Below are 22,334 nucleotides of genomic sequence, written 5' to 3'. Positions count from 1 at the left end.
CCTTCCCACTTTAAGATTAGATTAATTGTATCTTATCTTTATTTACTTTTACCTATACAACTACTCCTAATATCTAATCAACATTATTTAAATACGCCATGCGGGCTAACAATCCAGCTGTTGTTGTATAACCCGTCTCAATAAATTTTAATTTATGTTCACTGTCGTATATCAAAGTTGTGGGAAACACTTCAATGTTCAATTTTGACGCTAAGTCCCCATTACTGTCATTAACAACTAGAAAAGAAAACTTATTCTCAGTCATATATTTTTGTAGTTTCTCATTACTGCCTGACTTCACTGCAATAGTCAACACATTATACTTACTTGATATCTGCTCAATATTAGAGTTTTCCATACGACAAGTCGGACACCAGGTAGCCCAAATATGTATTATTAATGGCTTTCCACTATATGACGCCATATCAACACTTTGTCCATGAATCGTTTTCAATTCAATGGTAGGTATTTCTTCACTAGGTAGTGCTGGTTTACGTATATAACTTATGATATTGCTTACAACAAAAATTATAAGTAGTGCCAAAACTATTTCTTGAAAAAGTTTTTTTATTTTCAAGTTGAATTTTTGCATATACATGCCTTTATAATGAGAATATTTTTTAATAGTCTACCACTATACCTTTAGATTCTGCATATTTGAAGACATCAAATATTTCAGTATCAAAATCTTTACCAAATTCATCTCTTGCTAGGCATTCAACAATTTCTTGAGCCCTTTTATCTTTGCTGAAATTCCTAAAAGACATAATAGGTCCTTTACTTGTCATACCGACCATCATTTTAAAGGCTGTTCTTGTATATATTAGAGCTGTTTCAGGATTTACCTGACCGAGCTTTTCTGCCAATATTCCCATAGCCATAACATCTGGGGTTACCCCTGTACCTGTAAAGGGAATTTCCATCTTTTGAAAGTAATCTATTAGTATCCAAGTTGCAAACGTATGTCTTAGCCAATGGGGAGTAATAACTTCAACTGTGTACCCAATTACTTCTGAAGCTTGTTTAAATGCCCTTCTAATATCACCTTCATTTACTATTCGCCCATTTTCAAGTATCCACATTGCATTTTCATCAAGCTTTTCAGGACGATCACTATACTTATCACTATGTAATTTTTTTCGAATAGGATAAACACGTGAAAGGTATTTTTCTTTTATATTAATTATAGTTCTTATTGGGAGATCACAATTTTTCACTAAACCACCTTTGGCCACGTAACTCATTTTTCTAAAGTTATCTTGTAGGTGAGATCTTTTTTCGTCAATTGATTTACCCTTATTAATATCAATTAAATAATTTCTAAAACTATCTTCTCTTACTTTTACTGTTGGTTTTATTCGCAATCCAGTTTCAACCATAAAATGTGCAATCATCGCATATACGATATCAATTTTCTCTAATTCTTTTTCAAAATGATGATAATCAAACCTAGGAAGAGCATGATAGACATATTTTTCTGGATCAGGTTTAACTTTAATCGTCCAGATCTCTATTATTTCATACTCATCATCTAAATGTTTCAGCACCCCACCATGTCTTTTTTTAACTTTTACTTTTTTAGTTGTCATCACTAAATCAAATGGCTCATCAATATTTTCCATATATTTATAAAACTTGTACCATATGTTGATTTTACTATTCATCGCATTGTTGCTTATATGTTTATATTCATAGTCATCATATGCTTTATTGTCATTAGCATCCCAACACAACATTGCATTTCTAATCCTTATAAAATCAATTTCAAATGCACTTCTCCAATCTTTTCCTATAGAATGAAGATGTCTATACATTTCACCGATTTTAATTGCTTTATCCCTGTGAACAGACTCGGCTGCAACTCCACCACACCTTCCTCCATGCCTCACCTCATTCAATAAAAATTCAGTAGATGGAATATCAAGTTTATTATTCACAAAAATAACAGTAAGATTTCTTTTTATATCTGAATCAGGATGAGGATATGTCTTATAAGTAATAGTCATTATTTTTTTCTCAACTGAACAATTTGATCTCGAAGCTCTTTATTTTCTTTTTTATATTTATCTAAAGATTTACTAGTCTCATTCTTTTCATTTTCTGACTCTCTCTTCAGGTGAATCAGCTGTGTATTTTGTATTGTTAGGTTATCAATTTGTTCATTCAAATTAGCAATTTCTTCTTTTATTTTTTTATCAACAAGTAGTTTTCTTTTTTTAAACTCAACCCTAAAATCATCAATTGCTTTTTTTAGCTTTTTAAACTCTGTTGAACCTGGCTGCTTTAATGAATTGTAATGAAGTTGTGTCTCAAAACTTTTTGCATACTCTGACGAGTTGACCGCACTAGCAATCTTTTTAGGAGTTACATAATTTTCAAGAACTGATTGATCACACAGTTCATAAAAAGCTTCCCAACTCAATCTTACTTTTAAAGACTTTTCTTCTTCTGACAATGCAGCCATTTACCTAACCCATCCTTTGTTTTGTCATAATATAATCATTCACAATACTTCTAGATGGATCAATTGCATCAAAACCACCAAAGTCAACAAAATAGGTATTTCCCAAAAGTCTTTTTTCCAATTCTGAATCTATCATTGTATTATCTAATCTTTGGATATATTCTTCTGTAAAGATGGCACTTTCGCAATCATAGCCATTACATCTTGAGGGTAATGGAAGAGCACCTGTTAAATCTGACATTCCAAGCCCGCGTTGACAAGACATTTCAGTTCCTTTTGACATATCATGAAAACAGAAACAAATTGGGTTTTGTATAAGAACAGCCTGTCCTTTTTCTATCAGAGTGATCATGGTTTCGGATAAGATACTGGAAAATTCTTCTACATAACTACCCGAAAATTCATAATTCTCCATTATCAATTTTCCCTTTGGTCCAAACAGTAATTTACCTGAATTAAGCTCTTTCCCAATAACATCAACAAGTTGTTTTGACTTTTTGATCAATTGTTCGGAAACCACTTCTTTAATCAGTGGACTATAGTGCCCCATGTACCAAAGAGTCATCAGAATTGTGTCATGACCTAATAGTAATCTGGCCAACTCTAAACCATCCTTTTCATTTAAGAAAGCAACCAAAAAAGCCATTGCATGTCTTAACTGATGTGGTGTAGGAGGATTCTCTAAGTTGATAGATTTAGAAAAATATCTTATGGAAGCTTGTACCCTATTATCATTACAACCTTCACTAAATCTAAAATCACTGACTATAATTGGACCAGTTGTCTTACCGTCTTTTATTTCTGAAATTCGTGATAATGATTCTAGGGCACTTTGGACAATTGGAGGAATAGGGATTTCAAGTAAATCACCATTTTCAGTATGCGCAGTTTTGTAAATAAATCTTTTAAAATTTAGATATTCACCTTCCTCAATTACTGGATGACGTTCTAAACGGGCTAATTCTTGTCTGCGCATTGCAGTCAGCATTAGAATAATAGTGACACAAGCACCTTCTAGTCTTTTTGCAGCACTGATGCACTCCTCGACTAAACCATCACCCATTCTAACACTTCTTTGTTGCTTTCCATTTACATCTATAAATGCACTATCGCTTTCCTGACATTTTTTTTGAAGCCCCAAAAGAGCAGGTTCGGTAAACTTATGTGCTACTGTTTTGAAATAATTTAATACATGATTATATTTTTCAGACAGACTTTTAAAACTTTTTGTTTCTATATATATTTTTGCAGCATATAAACAGTCTTGGGAGTATTCTTCAAGATATAGCATTGCTTCCTTAACAAGATATTTAAGCTTATTAAGTGGGTATGGTTCTTTCGGACCACCTATCATAGCAGTTTCACGTTTTCTTTGTCTACACTGTTCATAGAATTCCATATAATGCTTCGAGTTTAAAAAAAGAGTTTCATTTAACTGTAAAAACAATGGTAATTTATGATTTGCAAATATAATCCATTCTTCAAGCCTACCCAATTTTGCACATAAAGTTGTGGATACAAGTTCTTTTGAGTTATTTTTATGCTGATTAATCAGAAAATCCATGTCATTCCCGTTAAGATCATCTAAACTCAGTATATTGTTGTGTAGATCAGACATATTACTCAAAAAATATCTTATATGTGATGCATAAGTTTTCTTCCCCGAATTTCTTGGTAGATTTGATATTTCCCCGTCCAACTTCAAAAAAAGGATTACCCTACAAGCCAAATCTAAAAGTTTATTATCCACATTAATAGATACACCACTATAGTATCCTGTACTTGTGGGCAACTGTATCATATCTTCTTCAAATCTTGAATTGTCTGACCCAGGAAAAACTCGACCTTTCATCAAATCCCAAACCTCTTCTTCTGTAAGACAACTCTTTAATTGATTAAGATATTTTTTTATATGTTTCATTCATCAAGCTCTTATTTTCATTTTACGTTTAAATTTTCTTTTTACAAACTCTTCATGCTTATATGCATTTTCTTCAGAATAATTCTTTTCATGAAATGTAAACCCTCCAAAAGTATTTACTGCTGCCATATAATCCATTGAATATTCTTTCTCCCAGTCTGCATAACTAAAATAATTTTCATATTCTTCTTCCATATATAAAATCCAAGCATAAATTACTGGGCCATGTACTTTGGGAACAACATTAGCTTTCCCACACATTGTTAAACACTTAAACCAATCACTACAAATTTCATTCTTTTTAAGAGTTAAAGCATCTGGATGGTCTGGTTTTTTAGGATCTTCACAATCTGCTAATGGACCATTAAATAAGTTTTGAATTTTTTCTTCATATTTATCTTCATCATCTCTTAGGATTTTCACTATTAAATTCTGTGTTCTTGCGATCCTATGTTTCTTATCTCCTATCCATTCTTTTGAATTTTCATAATGTTTTAGGGTATCTATATTTTCATGCCCCTTTTTCATTTGCCTTTTAAATTCACTATAATCTGCCATGGCATCTCTATAGTTTGTATATGGTCTTATCCGTCTATGGTCAATATACTGAACTTTAGTACCGCTTGTTTCTAAAATCTCATATTTAGCGAATAAAGAGTCTTTTGAATGTTTCAGATTATTAAAAAATGCACTGCTCTTCCATATTCTTAGAGGCTCTTCTTTATCTTTCAGATAGATATACTGAAAAAAATTATCTTTTCCAGAATTTTCATAAATAGGTGTAAGCCATTTCAAATAAAAATCAATATACTTTTTAAAATTAGACGAATTACTAAGAACATTTGCTTGAATTGAGTTAGATCGTGCTTTCGTACTTTCAATCAATAAACCTATACTTGTCTCATTTCCAATTTTGAATTCGCCTTTCTTATTTTTTTTCACTCTCCAATTTTTTAAAACTTCTGTATTCATTCCTTCCCATATCAATAGTAATAAAATAAGAGGATAAATTTCAGCTCCTGATGGATAAATACGAGAATCAAAATTATTTAGATCTATCCCTAATTTTTCTGCATATCTATATCTAAAATATTTTATTTGTGATGAGTCAAATTTTTTTGCTAAAGTTCTAGTAAAAGGCCAATCAGGATAAATTTCTTTATGCCAAAATGCATACATTTTTTCATCGACAACGTCAATATTTGTTCCATCTTTGCAGTACTCTAGCATCTCTTCATGCATTTTTTTTTGATATAAGTTTTTATATACATATTCTCGTCTAGATCTACGTATCCAATACTTTAGATTAATACCATGTAAATCAATACAAATACTATTAACAGTTACACCAAAAGGCCTTTTCTCGGTACTTCCTTGTGATTCATAGTATGTTTTTGCTAAATTTTTTAAACTAAATAATTCTATATTCTCATATTCTTTCATCCACTCTTTATATTCATTTACTCGTTTAATAATTTTTGATATCTCTACTTCTGAAAAATAAGAAATCTGAAATGATACAGTTGATGAAAGAGCTAAAATAGAATTGTCTATTCCCAAACGAGGTATACGAGTTGTAATAAAATGCTCTAAATTTAGTTCTACCACACCAAAAAAACTGCGTACATTCCTCATGGTGTAGTTGTTTGTACCTTCAGTTACTTTTATATAATTGTAGGTTAAAGCATGGTGCTCATTTGTAATTTCTTTAAATTCGTTTATCACAATGTCATGAGATTTCAATGCTGATAAAAAGATATTAAAACCAATTAAATAATGCATAACTGTAGAAGAATGTTGTCTATCTTGTATTATGTAAGATATTGTACTTTTGATAAAGGTTTTATATTGAGGAAACAGATCAAAAAGATTAACTTTACCTACTGCAGGTACACAATTGAATAGTTTATCACCACGTTTTTTTCTACCTAAATAATATTCAACTTGGGCATCATTTGAGAGATAAACTCTTGATGTAGAAATATTCTCTGCTTCAGAATGTTTTACGATAATGTATTCTCCATAATGTTTTTTGGCATATAGATCATCTACATAATCAAAATGGATACGTCTATTATCGTTTCTTTCATCTAACTGTATAGTTGGAAACTTTAACTCTTTTAATTTTCCCATTATATACTTCTTTTTTCCCTTTCGACAATAAAATATATTTGCAACATTGAATAACTCATAAAAGTTTTTTAGCCATATATCAAAATAAAAAGGTGACTAATTTTTAATGTTTTACTTTAAAATTATATTGGGAAAATGAGGAAAAAGTAAAGGTTTTTTTATAAAAAAGTATTTTTTATAAAAATAAATTATATTATATCATAAATAAAAAACTATGTAAACTACTACTATACGTAAAATGGGCCTTTAATTTGAATGTAACTGGATTTAGCTAAATGTTACCTATTTGTTTTAATATCTGTAATAAATTTTGTATTCTTACTAATTGAAATTATAAATATCTACTTTCAATCATGGCTCTTAGTTCTTTATGATAACTTGAATTATTGTAGTCTTTATCCATATCTGATTTGGTTTCAGGATTCGCATCAAACATTTGCCATAAAATCTCATGAAGGATTTCCTTCACTTCTTGATATAACTTTTTTACATCTTCAATATTTATTGAATAAAAATTTATTTTTGGATATTTAAATATTAACTGGTCAACTTCATCAAAAGTAAAACAAATACTATTAAAGGTTTCTAGTATACTCTGAAGACACACAGTGTCACAATCATGCTTTATGTCTTGTTTTATTTCTTTGCATTGATCTTTAATTTCTGTTAAAAGTGCTCCTAAATAATAGTAGTCTCCTTTATAAGGTAATATTGAAAAATCACTTTTATCCATTTTAGATAATTTATTCTCTTTTGAAAATTTAATAGAAATTGATTTCTGATTTGTGACTTTAGCCTTCTTAATATATTTAGAAATTTCTTTATCATTAATAAGCTTCCAATAAATTTTAGGCTTTTTCTTCATACATATTAATACCAAAACTACTGCATCATCTATCGATTCCCAATATTTAAGATTCTCCACCTTGACTGGTACACTAGTTTTTGTTGAGTCAGTTGTTTTAATTTGAACAGCTATAAAGTTACCTGTTGTGTGATTATTATTATCTAAAATTTCAACTTGGGCATCAATACCTAGATCTATATCAAATAATCTACAAGGCCACTGGAAATTCTTAAGTACCCAATAAGAAAAGTAGTGTTCACCTGCTTGTCCTGTTGCTGACTTCTTAGGATAAATCATTTAATTTCCTTTATAAAATATTCATTTAATTATACTTTTAAAATTTTACAAAAATAGATATTTACTTCATTGATTGTACTTATTTATTTTTTTCACAAAAAGGATGTTGACCAAAAATGGATGAGTAACGGTTTCCCTTTCCTAATGCTAAAAATACTGCCATCTACAAGTGTTGCTTCTATCTGGGGCAGCTGGTTTGATCCGAGATCAGGGGCACGAATATAACTGATGATACTGCTCACTATAAACAAAAGTACCAAGGCGATAGTGATCTCTTTGATTGTGGATTTTATCTTCCATTTGTTCATATCTTTAACCTTTTAAGTGTACGTTCTAGTTCTCCTACATAACTGCCACCATACAATGCAACATGTACCAAAAGCGGGTATATCTGATAGATCGGTACTTTATTTTCATAAAAATCGTCACTGAGAGTGTGTATCTCCCGGTAGGCATTAAAAAACGTCTCTCCAAACGTACCAAAGAGCAGTATAAAAGCCAACTCCATCTCTTTGTCCCCATAGTAAATGGCAGGATCGATGAGGCAAGCCCCCTCTTTCTCAAAAAGCACATTCCCGCTCCAGACATCACCATGCAGCAATGAAGGATAAATGGTACACATATCTATCCGTTTATAGAGATCTCGACACAGACCTTCCAATCGGTCAACCATCTGCTTTGGTATTTTCCCTTTGTCGTAACAGTGCCGTGCCATGGGCATAATACGCATCTGTCCCAGGAAAAGTGTCCAGTTGTATTGGGTTTGCTCATTTTTTTGGGGGAATGGACCGATGGTCGTGTCGTAATAGTAGCCATACATACGACTTTCGTTGGTTTCAGTGTGCAGTCTGCTTAAAAGCGTTGCAGCTTCTATCTCTTGTGTCACTTTAGGTTGATCAATGGTTTCAATATGCTCAAGTACTAAAAAAGGTCCTTTAGAGATGATCACACGGGGCACACGTATCTTAGCTGCATACAGATCCTCAAGCATATGTGCTTCTATAGCCAGTTTTTCTGTCTGTTCAGAATGCTTTACGACATAACGCCGATCTTCTACACTGGCAACGTATATGCTTCCGATCTGGCCTTGCTGCAGCAGGTCCAAACGTTTTACATCCTGGCCTAAAACTTCACTGAGTGCCTCTTTCACCTAAATATCCAGATCATCCCAAAATTCATCGAAGTCCAGGTTCGTCATGGCATTCTCATCGAAAAGATTTTTCTCCATAAGCTTCTGCTGCTGAGACTCGAAGTACTCTTCCAATGCCTCTTCAAGCATTGTGTTGATGTCTTTGTTGAGTATCTCAGAAAAACTCTTGAGATTTTCTACAGTAGTTTGTTTAAGTTCTAATTTTATATGTTGTTCCATGTATGTATTTTACTGTAAGAACTCTGTTTTCTTCTTTTTTAAATAGTACGAATATTTTGATATACTGCCAAGAGAAGAACTACACATACAAAGGGGTAGTGTGAACGCAAAAAAATTGATTGAAGAGGCACACAAGATACTCGGAGAATATACGCTAAGTAGCGATAACTATTCTGCAGGATCCGTTGCTGCTGCACTTTTGACAAGTCAGGGAAATCTTTACACAGGTATTAACATTGATATAGCCTGTGGTATCGGGTTTTGTGCAGAACATTCGGCGATTGCCCAAATGCTAAAGTACAGAGAGACACAGATCGAAATGATCGTGGCTGTAAGTTCAGACTCCATCAGGCCGCCATGTGGACGATGCAGAGAATTGATGTTTCAAATCGATAAGAAGAATATCCATACCAAAGTATATCTCTCTGAAGAAACATATATGACTCTAAATGAACTCTTACCTAACCGTTGGGAACCAAGATTAGGATAAACTATTTCTCTTTAAACAGGGATCACTCTTCAGTCGACTCTTTACCTAATGCTTTGGGAATGGTACCTGCTCCAGGATAATATCTATGATCCCTTCTGGTGTTCTTTTATTCTGAAGGGCATGTTCACTGATGACCAGACGATGATGGAACACATCATGGATGACAGCTTTTATATCTTCTACTCTCATTTCATCTCTGCCATGCATCCATGCATTGGCTTGTGCACACTGTGTCAATGCTAGGGTTGCACGCGGGCTTACCCCCACATCGATCATTACATCAAGCTGTTTACTGTACCTGAGCGGATAACGTGTTGCAAAGACCAACTCTACCATGTAATGACCAAGTGCATCACTGAATTTGACTTGCGCAACCTCACGGCGTGCCGCAAAGATCCTCTCCTGGGAGATCTTTGTTTGAGGGGCAGGGTCACTGAACCTCTCGTCTTGTATCATTTTGATCATTTGAAATTCTGCATCCATTTTCGCATAGTCGATCTTCACATGCATAAAAAACCGGTCTTTCTGTGCCTCTGACAAGGGGAAAGTTCCTTCCTGTTCCAAAGGATTCTGTGTGGCCATCACGATAAAGAGTTCAGGAAGTTTATAGGTTTTTCCAGCCACGGTCACCTGCCGTTCTTCCATCGCTTCAAGCATGGCTGATTGTATTTTGGCAGGGGCACGGTTGATCTCATCTGCCAGAATGATATTTCCGAAGATCGGACCCGGGTGAAAATGGAAAGTTTGTTTCCCCTCCTCATTTTGTAATAATTGAGATCCTATCACATCTGAAGGAAGTAGGTCAGGCGTGAACTGTATACGTGAAAACTTCCCTTCTATTGCATCTGCCATCGCACGTACAGCCCTGGTCTTCGCCAGTCCCGGCAACCCTTCTACAAGTATATTACCGTCAGCAAGCAGTGCCATGATCAATCTCGAAATGATATGCTCCTGCCCTAGCACAGCTGCATTCATTCTATCTTCCAATATTTTAATCGCTTCTCTTGCCGTCATATTATCCTTCTCCCTTATGCTTTACCATCTATGATACTACTTCCCGAACAGATAGATCAGATCCGGATAAAAGAGGATGATCATCAGTGCCAAGAGCTGTAATCCTATAAAAGGTATGACACCCTTGTATATGGATCCGGTAGTTACTTTGTTCCCTGCAGCACCCTTAAGGTAAAAAAGTGCGAAACCGAATGGAGGTGTCAAGAATGATGCCTGCAGGTTCATCGCTATAAGTATGGCAAACCACACAGGGTCTATAGCCAAAGATGCCACGATAGGCACTAAAATAGGTACAACCACAAAAGCGATCTCAATAAAATCGATAAAGAAACCCAACAAGAAAATAACCAGCATGGCAATAAGGATGAACATCCACTTGTCGTCCATCTCTCCAAATCCCCCGTCAGATGAAAAGAATGCCATCGCCATATCTCCGCCCCCAAGCTCGTTGAAGACCAGTGAAAAAGCTGTGGCCCCTATGAGTATCATAAAGATCATCGCGGTGAGTTTGACTGTCTCTATCGCTGCATAGCGCAGTGTTTCATACGAAAAATTCTTTTTACCCCATGCCAGTAGCATCGCACCCAAAACGCCTATGGCAGCCGATTCTGAAGGAGAAGCGATACCGGCGAAGATGGAACCCAGTACTACACCTATGAGCAACAGAGGAGGAATGATCTCTTTACATGCCTCTTTCAACACTTTACCATATGCTTCTTCTGAGACAATCGCAGGTGCGCTCTCTTTGTTCAGATATGAGATGAAAAGAATATAGATGATATAGAGACCAATAAGCAAAAGCCCCGGCACTACTGCTGCACGAAAAAGGTCACCTACAGAGAGATGCATCTGATCCCCTAGAATAATGAGAATGATAGAGGGAGGGATAAGCTGCCCAAGTGTACCGCTCGCAGCGATAGACCCCGAAGCCAATGCCGGAGAGTAGTGATGTTTAAGCATCAAGGGAAGCGCGATGAGACTCATCATTACCACCGATGCACCAACGATACCTGTACTTGCAGCGAGTATCGCCCCTACCAGGACTACAGAGATCGCCAATCCCCCTCTGATCGAACCAAAAAGTTTACCCATAGAGAGCAACAAACCTTCTGCCATCTTGGACTTTTCAAGTATCAAGCCCATAAAGATGAAAAGAGGGACAGCCATCAGTGTAGCATTGCCCATGATACCGTAGGTTCTGTAAGGGAGCATTTCAAGTACCCTCAACCCCACTTCATTGGAGATCGTAGCAAAAAGCAGTGCCACGCCGGCAAATACAAAAGCGACTTGAAAACCGGCCATCAGCAGGAACAGTGTTAAAGCGAACATTAACACTATAGGATCAAACCAATAGGCCATATCATAATGATCCGCTGTATAGATAAGTCCGCCGAGTACCATCACCATTCCCAAAACACCCAGCAATGTTTTTTTACTCTCCAATCTGCCAAAGGCTTTCAGCACTTCACTAAGTGCCTGTAGTATAAGCAGTATGAAAGAGAGCACCAACACCCCCTTGATAAGGTAACGATGTGTCAACCCGCCAGGATCACTGGATATCTCATGTTGGAGATAACTCTGTATCAGCATCTCTATAGCATCAGAGAGAAAAACCAAAGAAAAAGGGACCACCAGACAGAGCATTGAGAGTATCTGTACAATATCCCTGCTCTCTTTAGAGTAACGCTCAAAAAAAATGTCTACTCTTACATGTTTGTCATGTTTAAGAGCATAGGTCAACCCCAGTAGAAATATCACATCAAACATATGCCATTCTATCTCCTGAAGTGCTATCGAACCTTCTGAAAAAAGGTAACGCATCGCTGCATCGTAAGCTACCAAAAAAGAGAGAAGAACCACCAGAAATGCTGCGATGGACCCTGCATATTTAGAGATACGATCCAGATAGTAGGAAGATTGAAGGTACATATAAAGTGCCTCTTTTGAATATTTTTTTAAATTTTATCTTTTTTGTGATGAGGGGTTGCTTGACATCATAACTATCCCTCTTATCTACTCCCTAAAGTAAAATATATATATCGAATAAATTATGATACAATTGATAAAAAAGGATTTCTATGTTGCAGGCAGATATGAAGAGTGTCATTAAGTATGCGATTGAACTTGACATCGATTATATTAAGAGCTTCTTAGGGTATGAGGGTGACAAAGTACTTGAATTCATTACCAAAAAAAAAGAGGTCGTTGAACTTATAGAATCCTATGCAAATAACCTCGGCCTGGATTGTAAACATGAATTTGAAATTGCTGGCGAGCATGGTCCTTCTTATAATATATTTATAGGGGTGGAAGATCCTTCTGTCTTTAAATTAAAAAAATAAATAGACAGGCGCTTAGTCAGGAAAGCACATGAAAGAGATAAAGAAAAAGTATCTGCTTAATGACTCCGTCTTTAAAGCACTTGAGGCAAAAAGTATGGATGAACTTGATGCCTATTTTATCCCTGATCTACCCCCCATTGATGCCCTTCGCGTGATCCTGTATAAATTTCTTCTCTCTATACTCTTTTACAAAGAACGCATCCTCTTATATGATGAGGCAGAGGACCTACACCAACTGAGGGTCAATATCAGAAAATCCAGAGCTTTTTTAAAAGAGTTCAGTTTTCTCTTTCCCGAAGACCGACTTGCATACTTCTATCAAAACCTCAGCGACTTTGCGACGCAGACGAACAGGAAACGTGATCTTGATGTGATCAAGGAACGTTTGAAAGAGGTAGATAGAGAGCATGAGCTTATTCAAGAGGATATCAAAGCCCAACAGGCACATGAACAGCACCTTATCGAAGAGATGTTCAACGGAAAAACATTTGAAGATTTTGTGTATGAATACCAACTTTCCCTGCAAAATGATACCCTCCGCACTCCGGATAATGTGATCGGTACCATCAAAGAAACCGCCAAAAAGGTGATCAAAGATCTACACCTGAAGATCATACAGAGGATCGATGCTTTGGAAAAGCACTTTAGTGATAAAAAACTCCATAAGATCAGGATAGCACTGAAAAAATTTCGTTATCTCCTTGAAGAGTTCCAACATATCTTTGGTGAAAAAAAGATCGAAAAGATGATCGAAAAGGGTAAAAAACTGCAAACCATACTTGGGGATTTCAATGATATGGTAAATCAGAACGAACTCCTACACGACTATTTTAAATCAAAGAAGAAAAGTATAGCCCACTGTGAGAAACTTGAGAAGAGACTCCTGGTTAAAACATCCAAGAAGCAAAAAAAGTTACTGCACAAAGCCCAGAAAAAACTGCACAAATTTAAAAAGTATACCATCGAACTCTAAGTCATTTCCAATAGGTATCCAGCCGGACATTCCACCCTTTTCTCCAACGCTCTTCACCGCGTGCAGGAGGAGAGTTCTTGATACGTCTGCTTAACATCGCCTTGGCAGACTCGGCAAACGCTTTGAGTCTGTTCGGTTCATCCGGATCCATATGTTCAAGCACCTGCAAGAGTCCCCATCCCTGACCTTTGTAGCGTTCACTCTTGAGTGTTCCTTCACCTTTGAAGTTGGTATAGTCCAAGAGAACATAAAGTCCTCTTTCGTTGACCGAGCCATCCTGATGATGCATCACTTCACTAAAACGTGTTTTGATACGCTCCTGCTTTTCAGGACTTTCGATGGTCGCGAGCATTTCAGGCAATGCCTCACTTAAACGATGCGCCATAAAAGCTGCCTGTTCTGGCATGGTATTTTTAAGGAATGTGAACAACTCTACATACGTTTTGCTCTGTGATCTCTTAGCCTCGTAAAATGCCTCTTTGGTATCCCACGGCAGAGCTGTCTTGGAATCAAGCCAATCGGGCATCACGACACCCTTCTCTTCCATAAAGGCCAGTACCATCGGGAAAACCTCTCTGAAACGTTCTGTATGCCCCTTAGAGAACCAGATAAAGTGTCCTATACCTACAGAGGCAAAATCTTCACCATCATTCCAATGCACTAGATACTTGTCAAGCCCTGCACCTTCATTCTGCCATACTTTCTGGGCGATGTAATTGGCCTGTTTCTCTGTGAGCTTGATATCTGTAGCAAAAAGTCCCGACTGCAACAGCAATAGTAGTGAAATAAAATATAAAATCGTTCTCATACATACTCCGTTAATCATTTCAATGTAAAATCTCATTATACTATATAATATGGGGAGTTATACATGCTTTATAGAAAAACACTTATTACTACACTATGGGTATCATTATGTACCAGTTATCTCACAGCCCAAACAAAGACGCTTGATCTCGATGACCTTAACGGGAACTGGCACCTACGTACCATGGATGGGAAAGAGGTACGTAAAGCAAGAGCCATTTTAGATTTTGATGCAAAGCATATGAAATTAAGCGGTTTTGATGGATGTAATCCTATCTCAGGTGAGCTGAAAAAAAGCGCCGATACACGTATCTTTTCAAAACTTTCTACAACACCCAGTGAATGCAGACAATCCATACACCGCTATGTACGCAAACGATTACATAAAACCGTAAAAGAAGGTTTTACTGTCACCAAAGCAAAGCAAAACGGTGTCGAAGGCATCCTTATAAAGAGTGCAAGCCATGAGCTCTTTTTAAAATGGATGAGCTCCTAAGCGCTTAGACGAAACTCGGAGCATCATTTGCAAAGAGTATCAAGTCTCCCGGGCGTGTTTGTTCTACAAGCATCGCTTCCATCTCGCTTTTGCTGGCGAGTTTCACTAACTTGTCAGGGTCTACATACTCTTTAAATATCGCATAGTTCAAATCTCCTGTCACCACAACGACATCAAACACTTCATTGGCTCTTTGTGCCACTTGCACGTTCAGATCATCATCTACTTCAACAAGGCCTGGAGTGATCACCACTTTACGTCCTTCGTAGGTAGTGGCCAAATCAAAAGAGGCCATCATACCATCGATATTCCCGTTGAAACTGTCATCAAGGATCACTTTTCCGCCGGAATCGATACGCTGTAGTCTATGATCCACTGCTTTGAGTGTAGAAAGGCCTTCTTGTATCTGATCATCACTGAGGCCCAGTTCTTTGGCCACTAGGACTGCCGCTGCTAAATTCATCGCGTTAAATGCCCCCAGGATACTTGCCGAGTACTTTACCCCATCGAGTGTAAAGCTTGTACTCTCCAGTGTTGCCTGGATATTTTCTATGACATACTCAGGTGCAGCTTCGATGGTACGTATGTCCAAATTCTCTTTCGTACCGAAAGTATGTACGTTCGACTCTGGTTTGACTCTGGCACTTTCGTGTACCCACGCCTCTTTGAGCCTTTCTGTTTTGAGTATTTCCATCTTTGTGTTACGGATGTTCTCCATCGTTTTAAAGTACTCTATATGCGCAGGTCCTATCTTACCCACTACCACATAATGAGGGTTTACAAAGGTACTGATCTCACCGATGTCACCCTCACCCCTTGCACCCATCTCAACTACATAAACTTCAGTATCAGCAGGCAGATCATCATTGACATCTTTCATCACTCCACCAAGTGTGTTGACAGAACGCGGCGTAGCGTAGGTTTTATATTTGGCTTTGAGTAAATGCTCTATATAGTTTTTAATACTCGTCTTTCCGTAACTCGCTGTGATACCCACTACGATAAGATCTTCCATCGCTTCTATCTTCTTTTGTGCTTTCACTTTAAAGCCGTTGAAAAGCATCTTTTCGATGAACATGGAAACAAAATAGGCTAAAAAGAGCGGTAAGACTACAGCAAAGTGCTTAAATACTACAGCAATGAAAAGTGCAAAGAGCACAAGTGCCGTATAGAAACGTTTCACTCTACCTGTGAATACCAAAGGTTTATCAAGTCCTCTATACCACTGGAAGAGGAGTGCCAGATACGTAATGACCACAACAAAACCGTACTCACCCATACCATCCACAAAAGCATACAGTGCGAACGGTACCAGAAAATAGACAAAGTGCCACCATGTTTTCGTATGATGGAACAGCACACGGTTGAGCTTATAGCTGTACCACTGCAGGTTGGTAATAAAATAATAGCCTATCGCTACAATGAAAAATGCGTAGAAAATAGAGTTCAGTAGTGTCATTTTGTGCTCTCCTTACAGTGTTCTGTGATTGATTTAGCAATAAAATCTTTGTGTGTCAAGAAAAAATAATGGTCTCCATCCAGCGGATAAAACACACTGTTCTCTATGAGTCCTGCTATCTTCTCTCCTGTATAGAGCGGTGTTGCCGTATCTTCTTTCCCCCAAAAACAGAGCGCTTTGCTTTGACTTTTTGCAAACTCTTCTTCAAAATCCTCATCCACGACATTTTTAAATGTTTCATACATCTCATGGCTCATACCCTGTGCATCAGGGGAGACAAAAAGTTCACGTATCTTCTTCATACCCAAAGGCTTGAGAAGCTTAAAGGTAGCGATCTTCACTTTGACAGACCAAGGCTTCACTGTCACAATACCTGCTGAAGAGAGAAGGACCAAACAGGGCGTATTCAAGAGTGTAGCAACTTTTCCACCAAAAGAGTGTCCCATGGCTATGGTTGCCCTGACACCTAATACATCTAAAAAAAGTTTTACGATCTTTGCATAGTCAGCAGTAGTCAATATCATTTCATTGGTACTTTTCCCAAAGCCCGGCATATCCAGATAGATATGTTTGTAGTCGGGTAACGTAGTAGCAAAGGCCTGTCTCATGATCTCTTTATTGCTTCCCCATCCGTGAAGTACAAGCAGTACCTTATCTTGTGCAGGGTTCACTAATTCATAAGCGAGTTTAAAAGTCTGTTCCTTGTAGCGTATCTCTTTAGATGCCATGTTTCACCGTTCTTAAAAAATTGATTTATTCTAACATAAAGCTACTATTCATTGGCTTCAGATAGATGATAGTATCACTTTTAATTTTTCGGAAGACACCCCTCAGTGATCTCTTGTTGTGTAGAGTTTAGAATGGCTTGCATCCGGGTATCATCTGTCGCAGCCTTTCGGATCACTCTGAAAGCCTCTTTGGGTCTGCCCATCCGACATAAAAGATCAGCCAAATTGTTCAACGCCATGGTATGTGTCGGTTCCAGAGACAAAAGCTTATGATAGCTTTGTTCCGCTTTAGTGAACTGATTCGCATGATAATAGGCATTGGCTAATGCAAAATAGGTATCGGTATCTTTCGGCCAACGCAGCAGCGCGGATCTGTAAGCGATAATGGCATCTTCCCTCATGCCTGTTTTTTCAAGATCATAGGCAGCACGTAAAAACGCTTTCGGTGAAGCGGATGCCGGCAATTTAGCAGGCGGAAGAAGAACCACTCCCCAGTTACCGCTCCGTTTCCAGAGTGCCATAAAGGTAGTAATGGACATTGCTTCATTTGGCCGATCTGAAAAATGCATCAAAACAGTTCGATTCTCTTTATCATACCCTGTCACAGGGGCATAATGCCAGAGCGGATACCATGAGTAACCGCGGTTCACCAGTACGATCACAGGATGTTGTGCCTCCAATTCTGTAAGAAGTGCATCAAAGGTCGGTTCCAAAGGGTAGACGAGCAGACCATTAGCCCGTGCAGTAGAGATAAGCTCTATCTGAAGCGTACCACCTTTTGCAGGGATGAATGTCCGCTGATCCAGTTCTTTTCGTGATAAACGGGGGACAAAAGATGTTCTTGTCTGCCAATATGAGGAGACCATTTCAATCGATGTTGAACCGCAAAGATCAGAACGCGGAGGTACAAAAGGGACTTTTATAGTTGAAGATGGATAGTAAGTATAAGTATCCAGAGGAGAAGGCTCTTTGGGTGTACAACCGCTCAGTAGTATCCAAGCGGTACATACAAAAAGTAAAAAGAGAGTTTTTTTTGATCTCACATTAACGGACAGAACGAGTAAAGTCAAACACTTTTGTAAACCCTAGAATATCAGTGATTACAAGAAGCACAAAAACAAAAACCACTGCACCGATCAATGAACCCACTGCACTGCTTCCAGCTGGCATTGTGTCGATCTTATGAACGATCTGTGATGCTTCCTCATCCGTCATCGATGCAACTCTAGCTTCGATCATTTGCGAATCAACATCCATCTGTTTCAATATTTTGGCTACATCTTCACGTTCAGTAAATTGTATGACCTTCTCTTTTGAAGACAGTGTTACCGGATGTTCAAAAAGTGCTTCAGTAGAAGCCATCTGTGCCCATGAAGTCTGCGTCAGCAATAAGATACTTAATATGACAGATAAAAAAAGTTTTGAAATACGCATAATAATCCTCTTTCTATGAATTTTAATCTTTTATGGATTCTAATTATATTCATGTTAAATGCACCTTAATATCGTTTATGCTGAGGAGAACTGATGAGAATAGGTTGTTTGTAACAAATCTCTTTAGATGTTATGTTACAAATTTTAATGGTGTTTTAGCGAAGTGTTTAATTGCATACTTTTATCTTGAGGAGTCTTATCATTGAGACTGTATGTATTAAAGAGATAGACTATAGATATCTATAGTCTGCACTCTATGATAAAGGCTTATTGTACACCATACTCAGTAGCATCGATCTCTTCAATGAACTGTTTGATATGGAAGGTAACAAGGTTTGCTATATCTTCCGGTGTCTTTGATAGATACATAGGTCCAATACGTACATTTTGGTTCATGATATGTGTCCCGCCAGACGCATACTTCACGTGTATATAAGGATCGTTAGCGACACCATAAGGGTCTGTTGTGGTTGTTTCTTCAGGTATACAATATTCAAGCTCAATGTCCGGGTTGGCCATTGCATTATGCACACATTCTACCACTTTTTCCAGTTTTTTGTTATTTTCTATTTTTTCTTTTTCAATTTTTTCTGGATTCTTTACAAGTGCTAGAAGGTTTTCTAGTTTCTCTTTCACTTCTTTTATCAGTACAGTTTCATCTGGATCATTCAGAAGTAATACAATTTCTTCCAGTTTCTCTTGATATACTTTTTCCATGATTATTTCTCCTAGAATTATCTCGCTTATCATTGTTAGTGATCAGCATCAAGTTTTACTATGAATGAGATACGAATCTAGAGTCGAATCTCATTCACACCTCTAGCCCATTTCTAAATTGTATCACAAAAACTTAAATTATTAAAATAAAAAATACAAATAGAGTATGATAAATATTTATAAATTAAAATCTCATTCAGTCTATCTATGCTGTATGGAATTTTAATTTATTTTTACATGGTAGGTTGTTTTGAAAGAGGATATCGGCTAAATTCAGCCATACCCTGCATTTTTAGAAGTTAAGTTTTTGTGACTTGTCAAAGCCATAAATATCGTTAAATACCAACAGCTTCCCGCACTCATCCACATACGTTGTCAAGTATGCCGTATGTACAGGCAACTTCTTGACCAGACCCATATGGTGCGTTTCCAAAGAGTCATACCACTCTTTGACCTCCTCCGAAGTTTTCTCAGTATAGTTCTTTGAAATATGTTCTAACATTGCCATCGGTTTCTCGAGTCTTACACATCCATGACTGTAGGTACGTACTTTACGCTTAAAGAGATGTTTTGACTGTGTATCATGCATATAAACAGAGTGTTTGTTCGGGAAGATGAACTTGACACGACCCAAACCGTTCTTCTTTGAAGGTACTTCTATAAACTTATAGGTCATCTCTTCTTTGTCCTTTTCCTCTAACAGATAGGCTTCCCAATCTACAGAATCCTGACTTACTTCCGGCGTATTCAAATCATAGGATTTACGTATAACCATATTGTGGCTTACCAAATAGTTTGGATCTTCTAAGAGTTTGGGAATCACTTCGTTTCTAGCGATACTGTCAGGGACACCCCATTGAGGATTCAGTGTTACATAAGAGAGATCTGCAGAAAAGACAGGTGTTTGCATTTTTCTCTGACCCACTACAACCGCCATTGCCATTGCTGTACCGTTAGCATCGATCACACGAACCGTATACTCAGGTATATTGACGAGAGCATAATTGTCTCCGAGACCCGGCTTCATCAGTTTCAATCTTTCTAGGTTAAGTCGAATTTTACGCAGTGTCTTTTTGGAAGTGTTTTTGTCACCTCCTAAAAGTCTATATCTTTTTTGAAGATCAAAAAATTGCGCATACTCAGGTACATAAGGTTTTAATATGGCTTCTATACTCTGTCCTGCTTTGAGTTGCCTCATGATGTCCGATGCTTTCACTTCTTGCAAATAGGTTTCATAGTAGGTCGCGACCTTCTGCTCTACTCTTTTCTCTTGAGATGCATTGAAACTTTCCAGATCTATACACCCATTGGCAAGGTTCTTGGCATACGACACAAGTAACTTGGACATCAGTTTGGAGTTTTCACTCTCTTTGACCTTTTCATAAAGTGCCTGCTGATTACAGATGGAAGCATATTTGTCTGTTTCCAGTATCTCTAAGAACTCCTCTTTTTGAGCTGGTCTCCAACCCTCTGCATCCGGTGTCTCCACACCACATCCACTCAATACAATCGCTGATACTCCCGAAAATATCAACATCATAATTTTTTTCATTTTAAATCCCCTAACATTTAAATTCAAAAAATAATATGCAATAATCGTGTTAAATTTGTGTTAATCCTATTATCATTGTACAACGCCTCTTATGGATTCATTGCTTCACAACATTATCGTTTACGATAATGTTCTTGATAAATGTTTGGCACAACTATAAGCACTTGAAAATGCCCACTGAAAATTGTAACCTCCAAGTCTCCCTGTTACATCCAAGACTTCACCTATGAAGTAAAGCCCCTCCTCTTTCTTACTCATCATGGTACTGCTGTCCACTTCAGATGTCTCCACACCGCCCTTGGTTACCTCCGCCTTGGCATAACCAAAGGTTCCTGCAGGAGCAAAACTGTAATGACTTAACGTTTGAAGTATTTCCAGTTCTTGTTTTGTAAGTTGATGGAAAGGTTTATCTTCTACCCGGAATTGTAGCAAAAATGCTTTGGTAACACGCTTTGGCATAGGCAAAAGTGAAGAGATCTGTTTTTTGCTTCCCTGTATGCTCTTCCAAGAAAAATACGGTAAAAAATCAATCTCGATCTTTCCCTTCTCCCAGTAAAGTGAAGCATCCAGTACCGCAGGGCCGCTCAATCCCTTGTGAGCAAAAAGCATACTGCCTTCACACACATGATCTCCTACATGTATTTTCACATCGGTCGAAACCCCGGAAAGTTCTTTAAAAAAAAATTGCTCTTTTTGCACAGTAAATCCTACCAGGGCAGGTGCCGTCCTCACGATGCTGTGTCCAAATGATTCTGCTATCTCGTACCCTATACTGCTTGCACCGATCCTAGGAAAACTCAATCCACCCGAAGCGACTACCACTGCTTTAGCGGTATGTGTTTTTTTGTTCGTCTTGACATAGAAGATATCATCTCGCTTTGTGACTTCCAGAACTCTCTCGGACGTGTAGAATGTCTGTTTCTTGCACTCTTTTAAAAAAATATCCAATAACTCTTTTGCTGAGTCTTTACAAAAATACTGTGTCTCTTTCCTCAGTACAGGATGAAGATTTTGTCTCTCCAGCCATCTTAAAAGTGCTTTTTCATTGAATTTTTTTAAGGGTTCCTGTACAAAGTGAGTATCACCTAGGAAATACTCTGTTCCCATACGGCTATTAGTAATGTTGCATTTACCTCCGCCAGAGACAAGTATCTTCGCTCCCGGCTTGGGGTTGGACTCTATGATGGTAGCCGTATTTTTAGGGAGCAAAGATGCAAGCATCAGTGCACTTGCCCCTCCCCCTATAATGATGATATGATGATCCATGTGCGTATTATATCCTATTCGTACA

General features: G+C 37.3%; 23 protein-coding genes. 4 read left to right on the top strand and 19 right to left on the bottom strand.

Translation table 11 applies throughout. From position 1 onward, the window contains the following. Positions 1 to 73: 73 nt before the first annotated feature. From MN086_RS03245 to MN086_RS03205, 9 genes are all read right to left on the bottom strand, one after another. Positions 74 to 592 carry a redoxin domain-containing protein gene (locus tag MN086_RS03245; RefSeq protein ID WP_248576625.1) on the bottom strand — a complete coding sequence of 173 codons (519 nt, stop codon included), beginning with the start codon at positions 590 to 592 and terminating at the stop codon, positions 74 to 76. A 28-nt stretch (positions 593 to 620) separates the two neighbouring features. After that, positions 621 to 2,006, bottom strand: coding sequence for a site-specific integrase (locus MN086_RS03240; RefSeq protein WP_248576624.1), 1,386 nt, complete (start codon positions 2,004 to 2,006; stop codon positions 621 to 623). Next, on the bottom strand, positions 2,006 to 2,464 hold the full coding sequence (locus tag MN086_RS03235; RefSeq protein WP_248576623.1) for a hypothetical protein: 459 nt from the start codon (positions 2,462 to 2,464) through the stop codon (positions 2,006 to 2,008). The genes MN086_RS03240 and MN086_RS03235 overlap by 1 nt, the downstream gene beginning before the upstream one ends. Before the next feature lie 4 nt (positions 2,465 to 2,468). After that, positions 2,469 to 4,385 (bottom strand): site-specific integrase, encoded by a 1,917-nt coding sequence (locus MN086_RS03230; RefSeq protein ID WP_248576622.1) that lies wholly within the window; start codon positions 4,383 to 4,385, stop codon positions 2,469 to 2,471. Between the two features lie 3 nt (positions 4,386 to 4,388). Beyond that, positions 4,389 to 6,518, bottom strand: coding sequence for a hypothetical protein (locus MN086_RS03225; RefSeq protein ID WP_248576621.1), 2,130 nt, complete (start codon positions 6,516 to 6,518; stop codon positions 4,389 to 4,391). A 331-nt stretch (positions 6,519 to 6,849) separates the two neighbouring features. Then, positions 6,850 to 7,662 carry a DUF4365 domain-containing protein gene (locus MN086_RS03220; RefSeq protein ID WP_248576620.1) on the bottom strand — a complete coding sequence of 271 codons (813 nt, stop codon included), beginning with the start codon at positions 7,660 to 7,662 and terminating at the stop codon, positions 6,850 to 6,852. Between the two features lie 92 nt (positions 7,663 to 7,754). Continuing rightward, positions 7,755 to 7,970 carry a hypothetical protein gene (locus tag MN086_RS03215; RefSeq protein WP_248576619.1) on the bottom strand — a complete coding sequence of 72 codons (216 nt, stop codon included), beginning with the start codon at positions 7,968 to 7,970 and terminating at the stop codon, positions 7,755 to 7,757. Continuing rightward, positions 7,967 to 8,812 carry a fructosamine kinase family protein gene (locus MN086_RS03210; RefSeq protein WP_248576618.1) on the bottom strand — a complete coding sequence of 282 codons (846 nt, stop codon included), beginning with the start codon at positions 8,810 to 8,812 and terminating at the stop codon, positions 7,967 to 7,969. The genes MN086_RS03215 and MN086_RS03210 overlap by 4 nt, the downstream gene beginning before the upstream one ends. Next, positions 8,813 to 9,031 (bottom strand): hypothetical protein, encoded by a 219-nt coding sequence (locus tag MN086_RS03205; protein ID WP_248576617.1) that lies wholly within the window; start codon positions 9,029 to 9,031, stop codon positions 8,813 to 8,815. A gap of 100 nt (positions 9,032 to 9,131) precedes the next feature. Between MN086_RS03205 and MN086_RS03200 the strand changes: the two genes are divergently transcribed. Further along, on the top strand, positions 9,132 to 9,521 hold the full coding sequence (locus tag MN086_RS03200; RefSeq protein ID WP_248576616.1) for a cytidine deaminase: 390 nt from the start codon (positions 9,132 to 9,134) through the stop codon (positions 9,519 to 9,521). 45 nt (positions 9,522 to 9,566) lie between these two features. Here the strand turns inward: MN086_RS03200 and MN086_RS03195 are convergent, their stop codons facing one another. Together MN086_RS03195 and MN086_RS03190 are read right to left on the bottom strand one after the other, a co-directional pair. Then, positions 9,567 to 10,535: a MoxR family ATPase gene (locus MN086_RS03195; RefSeq protein WP_248576615.1), complete on the bottom strand. Its 969-nt coding sequence runs from the start codon at positions 10,533 to 10,535 to the stop codon at positions 9,567 to 9,569. A 36-nt stretch (positions 10,536 to 10,571) separates the two neighbouring features. Further along, positions 10,572 to 12,464 (bottom strand): TRAP transporter large permease subunit, encoded by a 1,893-nt coding sequence (locus MN086_RS03190; RefSeq protein ID WP_371875212.1) that lies wholly within the window; start codon positions 12,462 to 12,464, stop codon positions 10,572 to 10,574. Positions 12,465 to 12,613: 149 nt separating this feature from the next. Here MN086_RS03190 and MN086_RS03180 point away from each other — a divergent pair, with 149 nt between their 5' ends. Beyond that, complete coding sequence (locus MN086_RS03180) at positions 12,614 to 12,877, top strand: hypothetical protein (protein WP_248576614.1); 264 nt, start codon at positions 12,614 to 12,616, stop codon at positions 12,875 to 12,877. 28 nt (positions 12,878 to 12,905) lie between these two features. Further along, on the top strand, positions 12,906 to 13,850 hold the full coding sequence (locus MN086_RS03175; RefSeq protein ID WP_248576613.1) for a CHAD domain-containing protein: 945 nt from the start codon (positions 12,906 to 12,908) through the stop codon (positions 13,848 to 13,850). A gap of 1 nt (position 13,851) precedes the next feature. Here the strand turns inward: MN086_RS03175 and MN086_RS03170 are convergent, their stop codons facing one another. Next, positions 13,852 to 14,658, bottom strand: coding sequence for a hypothetical protein (locus MN086_RS03170; protein WP_248576612.1), 807 nt, complete (start codon positions 14,656 to 14,658; stop codon positions 13,852 to 13,854). Between the two features lie 63 nt (positions 14,659 to 14,721). Here MN086_RS03170 and MN086_RS03165 point away from each other — a divergent pair, with 63 nt between their 5' ends. Further along, a complete protein-coding gene (locus MN086_RS03165) occupies positions 14,722 to 15,153 on the top strand; it encodes an META domain-containing protein (RefSeq protein ID WP_248576611.1) in 432 nt (143 codons plus the stop codon). A 4-nt stretch (positions 15,154 to 15,157) separates the two neighbouring features. On the opposite strand, the gene MN086_RS03160 is transcribed toward MN086_RS03165, so the two are convergent. From MN086_RS03160 to MN086_RS03130, 7 genes are all read right to left on the bottom strand, one after another. Further along, the gene (locus tag MN086_RS03160) at positions 15,158 to 16,612 is read right to left on the bottom strand and encodes a UDP-N-acetylmuramoyl-tripeptide--D-alanyl-D-alanine ligase (RefSeq protein ID WP_248576610.1); all 1,455 of its coding nucleotides are present in this window, start codon (positions 16,610 to 16,612) and stop codon (positions 15,158 to 15,160) included. Continuing rightward, on the bottom strand, positions 16,609 to 17,340 hold the full coding sequence (locus MN086_RS03155) for an alpha/beta fold hydrolase (protein ID WP_248576609.1): 732 nt from the start codon (positions 17,338 to 17,340) through the stop codon (positions 16,609 to 16,611). Before MN086_RS03155 ends, MN086_RS03160 begins: the two co-directional genes overlap by 4 nt. A gap of 80 nt (positions 17,341 to 17,420) precedes the next feature. Then, positions 17,421 to 18,383, bottom strand: a complete 963-nt coding sequence (locus MN086_RS03150; RefSeq protein WP_248576608.1) for a PA2778 family cysteine peptidase — start codon at positions 18,381 to 18,383, stop codon at positions 17,421 to 17,423. A gap of 1 nt (position 18,384) precedes the next feature. Beyond that, positions 18,385 to 18,774, bottom strand: a complete 390-nt coding sequence (locus MN086_RS03145) for a PA2779 family protein (RefSeq protein WP_248576607.1) — start codon at positions 18,772 to 18,774, stop codon at positions 18,385 to 18,387. Positions 18,775 to 19,041: 267 nt separating this feature from the next. Beyond that, positions 19,042 to 19,491 (bottom strand): hypothetical protein, encoded by a 450-nt coding sequence (locus MN086_RS03140; RefSeq protein WP_248576606.1) that lies wholly within the window; start codon positions 19,489 to 19,491, stop codon positions 19,042 to 19,044. Between the two features lie 292 nt (positions 19,492 to 19,783). Further along, complete coding sequence (locus tag MN086_RS03135) at positions 19,784 to 21,043, bottom strand: L,D-transpeptidase family protein (protein WP_248576605.1); 1,260 nt, start codon at positions 21,041 to 21,043, stop codon at positions 19,784 to 19,786. 120 nt (positions 21,044 to 21,163) lie between these two features. Then, positions 21,164 to 22,309 (bottom strand): aminoacetone oxidase family FAD-binding enzyme, encoded by a 1,146-nt coding sequence (locus MN086_RS03130; RefSeq protein ID WP_248576604.1) that lies wholly within the window; start codon positions 22,307 to 22,309, stop codon positions 21,164 to 21,166. Between the last annotated feature and the right edge of the window lie 25 nt (positions 22,310 to 22,334).

Origin of the sequence: Sulfurovum sp. XGS-02 (assembly GCF_023213175.1) — a bacterium.
Taxonomy (GTDB): Bacteria; Campylobacterota; Campylobacteria; order Campylobacterales; family Sulfurovaceae; genus Sulfurovum.
Note: the sequence above shows the minus strand (reverse complement) of the source record. Positions and strands in the feature narration are given on the sequence as shown.